This is a genomic window from Rodentibacter caecimuris (assembly GCF_010587025.1).
GTDB classification, from domain to species: Bacteria; Pseudomonadota; Gammaproteobacteria; order Enterobacterales; family Pasteurellaceae; genus Rodentibacter; species Rodentibacter caecimuris.
Map to the genome: position 1 here is coordinate 1131972 of NZ_CP040863.1, position 13239 is coordinate 1145210.

At 40.4% G+C, this 13239-nt stretch carries 14 protein-coding genes; 12 read left to right on the plus strand and 2 right to left on the minus strand.

Annotation, left to right across the window (positions count from 1 at the left end; translation table 11 throughout):
• Nucleotides 1–159: 159 nt before the first annotated feature.
• From radC to FEE42_RS05825, 12 genes are all read left to right on the plus strand, one after another.
• Nucleotides 160–822 (plus strand): RadC family protein, encoded by a 663-nt coding sequence (radC, locus tag FEE42_RS05770; protein ID WP_059365828.1) that lies wholly within the window; start codon nt 160–162, stop codon nt 820–822.
• Nucleotides 823–1033: 211 nt separating this feature from the next.
• Entirely contained in the window at nt 1034–1270 is a 237-nt protein-coding gene (gene rpmB, locus FEE42_RS05775; protein WP_005542826.1) for a 50S ribosomal protein L28, read from the plus strand.
• A 16-nt stretch (nt 1271–1286) separates the two neighbouring features.
• Complete coding sequence (gene rpmG, locus FEE42_RS05780; RefSeq protein WP_005613503.1) at nt 1287–1457, plus strand: 50S ribosomal protein L33; 171 nt, start codon at nt 1287–1289, stop codon at nt 1455–1457.
• A gap of 71 nt (nt 1458–1528) precedes the next feature.
• On the plus strand, nt 1529–2344 hold the full coding sequence (mutM, locus tag FEE42_RS05785; RefSeq protein ID WP_059365829.1) for a DNA-formamidopyrimidine glycosylase: 816 nt from the start codon (nt 1529–1531) through the stop codon (nt 2342–2344).
• A gap of 540 nt (nt 2345–2884) precedes the next feature.
• On the plus strand, nt 2885–4408 hold the full coding sequence (gene nrfA, locus FEE42_RS05790; protein WP_164027905.1) for an ammonia-forming nitrite reductase cytochrome c552 subunit: 1524 nt from the start codon (nt 2885–2887) through the stop codon (nt 4406–4408).
• Between the two features lie 72 nt (nt 4409–4480).
• Complete coding sequence (gene nrfB, locus FEE42_RS05795; protein WP_135969027.1) at nt 4481–5119, plus strand: cytochrome c nitrite reductase pentaheme subunit; 639 nt, start codon at nt 4481–4483, stop codon at nt 5117–5119.
• Nucleotides 5116–5793: a cytochrome c nitrite reductase Fe-S protein gene (gene nrfC / locus FEE42_RS05800; RefSeq protein ID WP_059365832.1), complete on the plus strand. Its 678-nt coding sequence runs from the start codon at nt 5116–5118 to the stop codon at nt 5791–5793. Before nrfB ends, nrfC begins: the two co-directional genes overlap by 4 nt.
• The gene (gene nrfD / locus FEE42_RS05805; RefSeq protein ID WP_164027906.1) at nt 5790–6755 is read left to right on the plus strand and encodes a cytochrome c nitrite reductase subunit NrfD; all 966 of its coding nucleotides are present in this window, start codon (nt 5790–5792) and stop codon (nt 6753–6755) included. Before nrfC ends, nrfD begins: the two co-directional genes overlap by 4 nt.
• A gap of 88 nt (nt 6756–6843) precedes the next feature.
• Nucleotides 6844–8751 (plus strand): heme lyase NrfEFG subunit NrfE, encoded by a 1908-nt coding sequence (gene nrfE / locus FEE42_RS05810; protein WP_164027907.1) that lies wholly within the window; start codon nt 6844–6846, stop codon nt 8749–8751.
• Entirely contained in the window at nt 8751–9281 is a 531-nt protein-coding gene (locus FEE42_RS05815; RefSeq protein ID WP_059365834.1) for a DsbE family thiol:disulfide interchange protein, read from the plus strand. Before nrfE ends, FEE42_RS05815 begins: the two co-directional genes overlap by 1 nt.
• Nucleotides 9278–10333 carry a heme lyase NrfEFG subunit NrfF gene (gene nrfF / locus FEE42_RS05820; protein ID WP_164027908.1) on the plus strand — a complete coding sequence of 352 codons (1056 nt, stop codon included), beginning with the start codon at nt 9278–9280 and terminating at the stop codon, nt 10331–10333. The genes FEE42_RS05815 and nrfF overlap by 4 nt, the downstream gene beginning before the upstream one ends.
• Nucleotides 10330–11538: a BaiN/RdsA family NAD(P)/FAD-dependent oxidoreductase gene (locus FEE42_RS05825; protein WP_164027909.1), complete on the plus strand. Its 1209-nt coding sequence runs from the start codon at nt 10330–10332 to the stop codon at nt 11536–11538. Before nrfF ends, FEE42_RS05825 begins: the two co-directional genes overlap by 4 nt.
• Before the next feature lie 111 nt (nt 11539–11649).
• On the opposite strand, the gene era is transcribed toward FEE42_RS05825, so the two are convergent.
• Both era and rnc read right to left on the minus strand, forming a co-directional pair.
• Nucleotides 11650–12558, minus strand: a complete 909-nt coding sequence (era, locus tag FEE42_RS05830) for a GTPase Era (protein WP_059365837.1) — start codon at nt 12556–12558, stop codon at nt 11650–11652.
• Complete coding sequence (gene rnc, locus FEE42_RS05835) at nt 12555–13238, minus strand: ribonuclease III (RefSeq protein WP_135969032.1); 684 nt, start codon at nt 13236–13238, stop codon at nt 12555–12557. Before rnc ends, era begins: the two co-directional genes overlap by 4 nt.
• Between the last annotated feature and the right edge of the window lies 1 nt (nt 13239).

The following is a 13239-nucleotide window of genomic DNA, read 5'->3' on the forward strand; positions in this document are numbered from 1 at the left end:
TGTTAGTGGTTAACCACAATTTATGTATTTTACTTCAATTTAGTTGAATAAAAAATTTTATTTTCACGATCCGCTACGCAGTATTTACATGCCTCAATAGTCAAATCATAGAAGAGCGGTCAAAATCTGGGAGATTTTTATTGATATAAGGTAAAACCAATGGAAATTCACCAACTTATGCCGCGAGAAAAGTTATTAAAATATGGAGCCGCCACTCTTTCAGACCAAGAACTCTTAGCAATTTTTTTACGTACCGGCATAAAAGACTGCCCTGTTCTGCAACTTTCACAACAAGTCATTGAGCATTTTGGCTCACTTCGAGCCCTGCTTTCAGCCGATCAAATTTCTTTTTGTGCAATGAAAGGTTTAGGTATTACGCAATTTATTCAACTCCAAGCGACTACTGAAATGACCAAGCGCTACCTTAAACAAGAAATGCTTCATTCACAAATTTTTACCGACCCGGAGACAGTCAAACTCTATTTAAGAATTGAGCTACAACATGAAGAACGTGAAATTTTTATGGTGTTATTTTTAGACAATCAACACAGACTCATTAAAAAAGAGCGGTTGTTTTTAGGCACAATTAATGTCGCAAACGTATATCCGCGTGAAATAATCAAAGAAGCGCTTTATTGCAATGCTGCAGCGCTCATTTTGGTACATAACCATCCTTCAGGGGTAGCAGAACCTAGCCAGGCGGATCAACTCGTCACACAAAAAATTTGTGAGGCGGCAGAATTAATGGAAATTCGTGTTCTTGATCATTTCATTGTGGGAAAAAGCGATTGCTATTCCTTTGCCGAGCATAATTTCCTTTAGTTCTCATAAAAATTACTGATTTTTTTCTACTCCCTTAGGAAAATCGTATTTATGCTTGAGAAATGGAAATAAAGTCAGTATAATCTGCCACCTTTAATATAGTAAGCGGGTCGGATTTGCGCGACCTGACGAGGCAGCAAATCTGGTTAAGCCAGATTTAGAGCAATCCGAACCGTAAGCTCGAGCTTATATTTAATTATTGGAGATTATTATGTCTAGAGTTTGTCAAGTAACAGGCAAGCGTCCGGCTGTGGGTAATAACCGCTCACACGCAATGAATGCGACACGTCGTCGTTTTCTTCCAAACCTTCACACTCACCGTTTTTGGGTTGAAAGTGAAAACCGTTTCGTAACTTTGCGCTTAACAGCAAAAGGTATGCGTATTATTGATAAAAAAGGCATTGATGCAGTGTTAGCTGAAATCCGTGCTCGTGGCGAAAAAATCTAATAAAAGGAGCTAAGACATGGCAGCGAAAGGCGCTCGTGAGAAAATCCGTTTAGTTTCTACTGCAGAGACCGGTCACTTCTACACAACCGATAAAAACAAACGTAACATGCCTGAAAAAATGGAAATCAAAAAATTTGATCCGGTAGTACGTAAACACGTTATCTATAAAGAAGCAAAAATCAAATAATTTTGCCGATTTGAAAAAGCCCGACATCGCTCGGGTTTTTTTGTACAAAAAATTCATTAGAGAACTCAATTATGCCGGAATTACCTGAAGTTGAAACTGCCCTACGTGGTATAAGCCCCTATTTAACAGGTTTTACTATTGAAAAAATAACTGTTCGCCAACCTAAATTACGTTGGGCTGTTTCACCTGAATTAATGGAACTGACCAATGTGAAAATTCTAAAACTCTCACGTCGGGCAAAATATCTTATCATCCATACAGAACAAGGCTATATCATCGGGCATTTAGGTATGTCCGGCTCAGTTCGAATTGTGCCGCACGACAGCCCTATTGATAAACACGATCACCTAGATATTATTATGAATAACGGGAAATTATTGCGCTATAACGATCCCCGCCGCTTTGGCGCATGGCTATGGACAGAAAATCTTGACGAATTTCATCTTTTCTTGAAACTTGGCCCTGAGCCACTTTCCGATGAGTTTAATGCTGAATATCTCTTCAAAAAATCCCGTAAAAAATTGACCGCACTTAAAACTTTCTTAATGGATAATGCCGTCGTGGTCGGCGTCGGTAATATTTATGCCAATGAAAGTTTATTTTTATGCGGCTTACATCCACAAAAAGTGACAGCAAATCTCACCCGAAAACAATGCATATTATTAGTAGATACGATCAAATCTGTGTTAGAAAAAGCAATACAACAGGGTGGAACAACACTCAAAGATTTTTTACAACCGGATGGCCGCCCCGGCTATTTCGCACAAGAATTATTAGTATATGGTAACAAAGACAAACCTTGTCCAAAGTGCGGTACAAAAATTGAAAGTTTAATTATTGGACAACGCAATAGCTATATTTGTCCGAATTGCCAGAAGAAAAAATAAACGCTTATCTCTATTTTAAAGCCCGATTTAACGGGCTTTAAATTTGAAGTTTTCGTAAAAACCTGCTCAAACCGGATCGCAAAAGTTTCTTTTTATTTATCCGACTATTTCATTGCAAATGAATAACAAATCTGATGGGATCTACCTATAAAAAACACAATTTTTTATCTGTCAAAAAAGAATTTTATTTAATAATAAAACACAGATTACAGTAGTGGTTTTTCTGTAATGAATATTATAAAAAAACTAAAAGAATCATTTAGATAAGCAGACTATTTATAACCAAACAGTTCTCTGTTTTCCCTCTCTCTATATCCTCATTTTAACCATATTAAATCATTACTCATTTAGAGGTATTTTTTATTGTTACTTTGATCTAAAACAGCTTTTTCTCAAATCGTTCTAGAAAATCATTGAACTTTTGCTATTGTTACCATTACATGAACCTCTATTTTTTTAAGCTATTTCAATAGCTTATCAATAATAATGGTTCGCATTTAATGCTATTTTACTTTCCTTATTTTTTATGGAGTGATTATTATGAAAGCATTGAGAAAAAGCCTGATTTTGGCAATTTCTTTCGCAACTTTAGGTACCTACAATTCAGCTATGGCAGAAATGGTCTATAAACCTGTTGAACAACCGGTTGAAGCACCAAATCCAAATTTAAAAATTGAAGCCGTAAATGAAAAATTCGCAGAAAAATATCCAAAACAATTCCAGTCTTGGAAAGCGACGGAGAAAGGGGATAAATTAATTTATGCCAATGAAGAAAATCCACGCTTGATTGTACTTTGGGGCGGATATGCTTTCTCTAAAGAATATAATGCACCACGTGGTCACGCTTATGCGGTTAAAGACGTGCGTGATATTTTGCGTACCGGTGCGCCGAAAACGGCCAATGACGGTCCTCAGCCTATGGCATGTTGGACATGTAAAGGTCCTGATGTTCCCCGTTTAATCGCTGAATGGGGCGAAGAAGGTTACTTTAATGCGAAATGGGCAAAAGGCGGGCCTGAAATCGTGAATGCAATAGGTTGTGCAGATTGTCACGATACCACCTCTAAAGATTTTGCAGAAGGAAAGCCTGCGTTGCGTATTGCACGCCCACACGTTTTACGTGCGTTAGATCACCTCAACAATGCTTTACAAGCCAAGGCAAAAGCAGAAGGAAAAGAGCAAGCGAACCTTAGTTTCAACACAGCTGCACGTACAGAACAACGTGCGGAAATCTGTGCAAACTGCCATGTTGAATACTACTTTGCCGGTGATATAAAACAAGTCACATTCCCTTGGAATAACGGTCAAACGGTTGATGACATTGAAAAATACTATGATGATATTGGCTTCAGCGACTGGACTCACTCTCTTTCTAAAGCACCAATGTTGAAAGCACAGCATCCGGACTTTGAAATTTGGTCTTTAGGGATGCACGGTAAAAACGGCGTAACCTGTGTGGATTGTCATATGCCAAAAGTACAGGATGCAGATGGAAAAGTTTATACCGATCACCAAATCCAAAATCCGTTTGATGCCTTTGAATCAACTTGTGCAAACTGTCACGATCAAAGCAAAGAAAAACTAAAAGACATCGTTGCTTCACGTAAAAAAGATGTTAAAGATGTAATGGGTCGTTTAGAAGATCAAGTTGTGAAAGCTCACTTTGAGGCAAAAGCTGCTTGGGATGCGGGTGCAAGTAAAGAAGAAATGGAACCTGCATTAATAGATATCCGTCACGCACAATGGCGTTGGGACTATTCGGCAGCGAGCCATGGCGGTCATATGCACGCACCGGATATTATGCTTCGTGTACTAGGTTCCGGTTTAGACAAAGCCGCTGATGCACGCACTAAACTTGCCGTTATTTTAACCAAACACGGCGTGAAAACACCGGTTGAAATCCCTGATATTTCCACAGCGGAAAAAGCTTGGAAAGTAATGGGTATTGATATTGAAAAAGAACGTCAAGCAAAAGAAGAATTCTTAAAAACAGTTGTACCTCAATGGGAAAAAGAAGCAAAAGCCAACGGCAAATTAGCTGAAGGTGCAGGGCCAAAACAATAAGAAAAATCACCGCACTTTGCGTCTTAACAAAAAAGTGCGGTTATTTTCAACAATAAATTTGAGGTAATCCAAATGAATTTAACTTCTTTTATTCGCAATATGGCAAAAGCAGTAGCATTGCTTATTTTTGCTACTGCAACACCAATGATTGCACATGCACAAACGGATTCTACACAAAATTACGAACCGCAATTAGACAACCAACGTGATCCAAACCAATATTGTGCGAAATGTCATAAATTTGACAAAGTAGATAAAAATCAAACATTGGATCAATCCGGTGGTGAGCTACACTTTGGCAAATTCCATGGTGCACACTTAAACCAAAAAAATCCAAACAACGGCAAACCGATCACCTGCGTAAGCTGTCACGGAGATATCACTGAAAACCACCGCCGTGGTGCAAAAGATGTAATGCGTTTTGAAGGTGATATTTTTGGTGAGAAAAAACCGATGTATTCCGTGCAAGAACAAAATCAAGTTTGTTTTGCTTGCCACCAACCTGATAAATTACGTGAAAAACTTTGGGCTCATGACGTTCACGCAATGAAATTACCTTGTGCCAGCTGCCACACACTTCATCCTAAAGATGATGCTATGAAAGGTATTGAACCAAAACAACGTGTAAAACTTTGTGTTGACTGCCATGGTGAACAACAAAAACGCCAAGCCGAACAAGAAAAATCAACCGAACAAAAGGATAAACAATGACAACTTGCTCACGCCGAAACTTTGTTTCCGGCATGGGGGCAGTGATCCTTATGACGGGAACATCCTTAACTTCTTTAGCAAAAGAAGACAAGGCGGATAAAACCAAACGTTACGCAATGGTGCATGATGAAACGACTTGCATTGGCTGTACGGCCTGTATGGATGCTTGCCGTGATGTCAACCAAGTGCCGCAAGGCGTATCTCGTTTAGAGATTTTGCGCAGCGAACCTTATGGCGAATTTCCAAACCAAAAATATGAGTTTTTCCGTCAATCTTGCCAACACTGTACAAATGCGCCTTGTGTGGCGGTTTGTCCAACCGGGGCATCTTTCATTGATAAAGAAACCGGTATTGTCGATGTGCATAAAGATTTATGTGTAGGCTGCCAATATTGTATTGCAGTTTGCCCGTATCGTGTACGTTTCATTCATCCGGAACATTTAACAGCAGATAAATGTAACTTCTGTCGTGACACTAATTTAGCCAATGGTAAACAGCCTGCCTGTGTAGAGGCTTGTCCGACAAAAGCATTAACCTTTGGCGATATGAACGATCCGACCAGTGAAGTAGCCCGTAAGGTAAAAGAAAAACCGGTTTATCGCACAAAAGTGGAATTAGGGACACAACCAAATCTCTACCATATTCCATTCCAACATGGGGAGCCTAGAAGATGATGTTAGATTATCCAGTTCCGTTCCACACACCAAATTTAGTGTGGGACTCAACCATTGCGATCTATTTGTTTTTACTCGGGATCTCATCCGGTGCAGTACAATTAGCCGTTGCATTTAAACGTAGCCATAAATTGGAAAATCCAAGCCAAAACTGGATTATTCGTGCCGGTTTGATTTTAGGCTCGGTACCGACATTAATCGGCTTAACACTGTTAATTTTCCACTTGGCACGCCCTTGGACATTCTGGAAATTGATGTTCAACTACCAGTTTGATTCCGTCATGTCTATGGGGGTTATGCTCTTCCAAATTTATATGCTGTTCTTGGTATTATGGGGCATTACGATATTCAAAAATGAAATTGAAGCAATCGTCCATCGCTTTATGCCAAAACTAAAATTTGTGATGAAGCTAATTAACTTTGCAGAACGTTTAACCAATCCGGTGGAAGTACTTTTATTCATATTGGCGGCAGTACTAGGCGCTTACACCGGTTTCTTACTTTCTGCCCTAATTAGTTATCCAATGCTGAATAACCCTGTATTGCCGGCATTGTTCTTAGCTTCAGGCACATCCTCCGGTATTGCGGCAACATTCTTAATGATTTTGATTGCCGGCAAACTAAAAGGCGATTCCCACGAATCCCACTTTATACACAAATTTGAAGTGCCGGTTATGGTAACAGAGCTTGGATTGTTAGTGTGTTTCTTTGTGGGATTACATTTTGGTGGCGGGCAAAAAACCGTTGCACTTCACAATGCGCTTTCCGGATTTTGGGGAATGGTATTCTGGATTGGTGTATTCTTTATCGGGATTTTAATACCGTTAATTGCAAATATGCTTTCATCCGAACGACTCAAATATAACCGTAACTTTATCATTCTAGTATCGGTTTTTGACTTAATCGGTGTACTCTGTCTGCGGTACTTTATTTTGTATGCGGGACAGTTAACGGTTGCTTAGGTAATAGTTGTTTTATAGAGAAAGGCGTATTAATATGCGCCTTTCTTTTTTGAAACCCGATTTTAATCATTTAAAAATAAATTTTATTATGCTCCCAGAACTTGGTTTCCTTTCTCTTTTAGTTGCCACTATTAGTGCTTTGTTCCTTGCATTGCTGCCACAAATCGGCTTACTCAAAAAAAATTCAACGTTAATTAATTCCGCTTGGTGGTTAAGCTATATTTTTACTCTATCAACGATCATCTCCATTAGCATTCTCGCCTATTCTTTTGCAGTGGACGATTTCACGCTTGAATATGTGGCAGCCCACTCCAATTCCCAGCTCCCGACATTCTTCAAAATTGCCGCCACGTGGGGAGGGCACGAAGGATCCATGCTGTTCTGGTTATTTTCATTAAGCTTATGGCTTGCCGCTTTTGCTATTTTCAACCGAAAAAATGACCGCACTTTTTCCACGCAAACGCTCTCCTTACTCGGTTTAATCTGCTTAGGATTTGCCGTTTTTATTCTATTTTATTCTAATCCCTTTGGGCGTATTTTTCCTGCACCAATGGAAGGGCGGGATCTCAATCCAATGCTTCAAGATGTGGGATTAATTTTTCACCCGCCATTGCTATATATTGGTTATGTGGGCTTTGCAGTGAATTTTGCAATGACGCTATCCGCGCTGATTTATAACCTGCCTGTCAAACAAATTGCCCATAAAATGCGTGGCTGGATATTGTTTTCTTGGTTATTTCTCACACTTGGTATTGTATTGGGTGCTTGGTGGGCATATTACGAGCTGGGTTGGGGCGGCTGGTGGTTTTGGGATCCGGTGGAAAATGCCTCGCTGATGCCATGGTTAGTGGGGATTGGTTTGTTGCATAGTTTAACGATTACTGAAAAACAAGGGGCGTTTAATTATTGGACAACCCTGTTTTCTCTCCTTGCTTTCGCCTTCAGCATACTGGGAACATTTATCGTACGCTCCGGTGCACTCACCTCGGTTCATGCTTTTGCTTTGGATAACACCCGTGGTTATATACTGCTATTAATTTTCTTTTTACTCACGCTATTTGCCTTCGGGTTATTTGCTCTGCGCGCAAGCAATAATACGCAAAGTGCGGTCAGATTTCGGCTGATTTCTAAAACTGGCGGTATTTTATTATTCAATATTCTATTAACGATTGCGATTGTTTCCACCTTTTTAGGCACATTCTATCCTATGCTGTTTCAAGCTATGAATTGGGGATCGATTTCTGTCGGCAGCCCCTATTTCAACAGTATTTTCTTACCCATTTTAACGGGGATGCTCATTGCCATGGTCGTTTCCCTCGCATTACGCCAATCAAAATTTGATCGTGCTTTTTTCGCACGTTGTTTATTACTACTCATCCCCTCTTTCGGACTATCCGCCTTAATGATTTGGCAGCAAATTCACAATAATGATACGCTCACTTTTCACAGCTTTGCTTTCTCATTATTAAGTCTTGCTATCTGGCTTTTCTTTGCTACTTTATGGCAAAACTGGCGCAAAATTCGTTTAACTCAGTTTGGTATGATTCTTGCCCATTGCGGTGTTGCTATTGCAACGATGGGGGCGGTGATGAGCAGTTATTTTGGTAGTGAAATTGGTGTTCGTCTTGCGCCGCAACAAAGCCAAAAGCTAGGGCAATATGAATTTTATTATCGTCAATTTTCTAATGAAATCGGCCCGAATTTCACCGCTGAAGTCGCTGTTTTCGATGTAACCGAAAATGGTAAAGTTTACGCAACAATTGTTCCCGAACGCCGTTATTACGATGTTCGCACCATGACTATGAGTGAAGTCGGCTTAAACGGAAATTTTTGGGGGGATTTATATATCGTCATGGGCGATGCCCTCGGCAAAGGCGAATTTACCTTCCGCCTACATTATAAACCGCTGATTCGTTGGCTTTGGGCTGGCGGAATTTTAATGGCATTGGGCGCATTTTTTAGTACGCTGACTTTGCGTCGAAAACGGGAAAAATAATGAAGAAAAAACTACTTTTTTTTACACCGCTCTTTATGCTTTTAGCGGTATGTATTTTATTAATCGCCGGGCTAAATCAGGATCCGAAAAAAATCTCCTCTGCGCTAATTGATAAACCCGTACCGGAATTTTATCAGGCAAATTTACTTGCCCCCTCGCAAAAGATCAGCCCGAAAAATTTCCCGAAGCAAGCATTTTTATTGAATGTTTGGGGCAGTTGGTGCGGCTATTGCAAGGAAGAACATCCGCTATTAATGGATATTGCCAAAACCACACCGATCATCGGTATTGATTATCGGGACAACCCACAAAATGGACGTGAAATGCTCAAAAGAATGGGCAATCCCTTTCTTTTCACGATTGATGACAGCCACGGCGAGCTTGCTCTAAAACTTGGCGTAGATGGAGCACCGGAAACTTATTTGGTGGATATGCACGGCGTGATTCGTTATCGCCATTCAGGATTACTTGAACGTGAAACCTGGGAAAACATTTTTGTGCCGAAAATTCAAGAATTAATGAAAAAATGAGAACGTTTTTAACCACACTTTTATTCCTATTCAGCTTGTTTGCCCAAGCTGAAATAGTCGATACCTACCAATTTAAAAACCAGGCGGATCGCACCCGAGCCGTACAACTGGCAAAATCTTTACGTTGCCCGCAATGCCAAAACCAAAACTTGGTAGAATCCAATTCACCCATCGCTTATGACTTGCGGATTGAAGTCTATAATATGATAAATGAAGGCAAAACAAATCAGCAAATTATCGACACAATGACGGCAAGATTCGGTGATTTTGTCAATTACAAACCGCCTTTCCAATGGAATACGGCATTATTATGGCTATTACCGATAGGATTACTTATTTTATCTGTCGGGGTGATTTGGTATTCCCGACAAAGAACTTTTCGGCTTGAGGATAATACTTCCCTTTCGGCATTCAATAACCTTGAGCAAGTCGAGCAAAATACGCATTTTCCGCAAAAGAGCAATGGAAAAATCATGCTATGTATTTTTGCGTTACTCCTAGCCATCCCACTTAGCTATTATTTATCTCTTGATCGTTTTTCACGCTTACAAGAAGGTGAGCAAGCGATGATTTCTCAGCATAATAAGCAAATTGAAATGACGGACTTTCACAAAAAAGAAGATGTCATTACTAAAATCCAAGATAAATTACGTGCCAATCCAAATAATGACGAGGCGTGGATTCAACTCGGCGAGGCTTATGTACAAAATAATGAGTTTGACCATGCCCTCATTGCCTATGCAAACGCAGAAAAATTATCGGGCAGCAAACCGAATATTTTAGGCTTAAAAGCGACCGCACTTTATTATCAGGCAGGTCAGCGGCTTACCCCCGAAATTCAGCAACTTTTAACACAAGCCCTAAAACAGGATAAAAAAGAAGTTTCGAGTATTTCTTTGCTGGCTAGGATTGAACTTGAACAACGCAATTATTCACAAGCAAAAAATTATTTACAGCAATTATTAGACACCGGTAATGCTGCTGTTGATCGCCGCATGGTGATTCAACGTATGAAGATGTTAGAATTTTTAGACCGAGGACAAGCACAGTGAACCATTATTCCGAAACCCTGATTATCGGTGCCGGTGCTGCCGGCTTATTTTGTGCGGCACAATTAGGAAAATTAGGCAAAGAAGTAACCGTGCTGGATAATGGTAAAAAAATTGGACGAAAAATCTTAATGTCCGGAGGTGGGTTCTGTAATTTTACGAATCTTGAGGTGACACCGGCACACTATCTTTCGCAAAATCCACATTTTGTGAAATCCGCGCTTGCCCGTTATACCAACTGGGATTTTATCTCAATGATTGCAGAATACGGTATTGCTTATCATGAAAAAGAGCTTGGACAGCTTTTTTGTGATGAAGGTGCGGAAAATATTGTAGAAATGTTGGCGAACGAATGTAAGAAATACCAAGTAAAGATACACTTACGCAATGAAATATCGCAAGTCGAACGGGTTGAAAATGATGAGAAAGTGCGGTTCATTTTACAGGTAAATTCAGCTCAATGGCAATGTAGAAATTTGGTTATCGCAACCGGCGGACTTTCAATGCCCGGCTTAGGCGCAACCCCCTTTGGTTATAAACTGGCGGAACAATTTGGCATTAACGTCATTCCACCACGAGCCAGCCTTGTGCCTTTCACTTATCGGGAAACCGATCGATTTTTGACCGCGCTTTCAGGCATTAGCCTACCGGTCACGATCACGGCAACATGCGGAAAGTCTTTTCACAATCAGTTACTTTTCACTCATCGTGGTATTTCAGGTCCCGCCGTACTACAAATCTCTAATTATTGGCAACCGAATGAAAGTGTGGAAATTGATTTATTGCCGACACACAATCTGCAAGAAGAAATCCATCAAACCAAGCAACAATCACCAAAACTCATGCTAAAAACCGTGCTGACGCGATTACTGCCGAAAAAATTAGTCGAGCTTTGGCTCGAACAAGGGTTTATTCAAGATGAAGCGATCGCTAACCTCAACAAAGAGCGGTTAAAAAATCTGCTGGATTTAGTTCATCATTGGCAATTTGTACCAAATGGAACGGAAGGTTATCGTACGGCGGAAGTTACCATGGGTGGGGTGGACACTCATCATATTTCTTCCAAAACTATGGAAAGTCAGCAAATAAAAGGACTATATTTTATCGGTGAAGTATTGGATGTTGCCGGTTGGCTTGGGGGTTATAACTTCCAATGGGCATGGAGTTCCGCTTATGCTTGTGCCTTAGGGATTGGCAATGAGGCTTAATCCTTTTTAAGCATAAAGTGCGGTTGTTTTTTTAGTTCATTTTCAAACAAAAAGCCAAGGATTCACCTTGGCTTTCTACATGATAAAACTTACGGAAAACGAACCGCACTTTTATTCGTCCATATAGCCTAAGCTACGTAATGCACGTTCATCATCCGCCCAGCCGGACTTCACTTTTACCCAAAGTTCGAGATGGACTTTGTTATCAAATAAACGTTCCATATCCGCACGGGCTTCCATACCAATAGTTTTAATTTTCTGCCCCTGTGCGCCAATCACCATTTTCTTTTGCCCTTCACGTTCAACCAAAATCAACCCGTTGATTTCATAAGTGCCACGTTCATTCAGTTTAAATTGTTCAATTTCAACAGTGACCGAATAAGGCAATTCTTCGCCGGTAAAACGCATTAATTTTTCACGGATAATTTCCGATGCCATAAAACGTTGCGAGCGATCTGTGACATAATCTTCAGGAAAATGATGTACACCTTCCCGTAAGGAAACACGCACAATTTTTTTAAGTTCACCAACATTATTACCACGTTGGGCAGAAATCGGTACGATATGGGCAAAATCAAATTTACCGCTTAATTCAGTGATAAACGGCAATAAATCATCTTTATTTTTGATGTTATCTACCTTGTTAATCGCCAATACTACCGGTACTTTCGCGTTGCGAAGTTTGTTTAACACCATTTCATCATCGGCATTCCAATGGGTGCCGTCCACCACAAAAATGATAAGATCCACATCGCCAATGGCACTACTCGCCGCACGGTTCATTAAACGATTGATAGCACGTTTTTCTTCAATGTGAAGCCCCGGAGTATCCACATAAATTTCTTGATAAGCCCCTTCTGTTTTGATCCCCACAATACGGTGACGGGTGGTTTGGGCTTTACGTGAGGTAATGGAGATTTTCTGCCCTAAAATTTTATTTAAGAGCGTTGATTTCCCGACATTCGGGCGACCTACAATAGCAATAAAGCCACAATAGGTTTTGTTAAATTGTTCGGTCATTTGATTTCCAATTCTTGTAAAATTTGTTCTGCCGCAGCCTGTTCTGCTTTACGGCGACTTGATCCTTTCGCCACAAAAGTGCGGTCAATTTTAGCCACATTTTTCACTTTGCATTCAACAGTGAAAGTCTGGCAATGGGGTTCACCTTGAATATTAATAACTTCATAACTTGGTAATGCCAACCCCTTACCTTGTAAATATTCCTGTAGGCGGGTTTTCGCGTCTTTTTGATTGTCACCCGGTTTGATTTCTGCCAACAGAGTCTGATACCAGGTTCGAATCACTTGTGTCGTGAGAATAATGCCTTGATCCAACGACATCGCGCCAATAATGGCCTCCATGCAGTCCGCAAGGATTGATTCACGGCGAAAACCGCCGCTCTTTAACTCCCCGGAACCAAGCGACATATATTCCCCCAGTTCAAACTGACGCGCTAACATTGCCAACGTTTTTTCCCTTACTAAGGTCGCACGCATACGGCTCAATTCCCCTTCATTACAACGGGGAAATTGATGATACAAGGCTTCTGCAATAGTGAAATTGAGGATGGAATCGCCCAGAAATTCTAGGCGTTCATTGTGTTTTGTGGCAGCACTTCGATGTGTTAGTGCCAATTTTAAGAGCGAACTATCCTTAAATTGGTAACCGATTTTTCGCTCTAATCTATCTAAATGATTCATC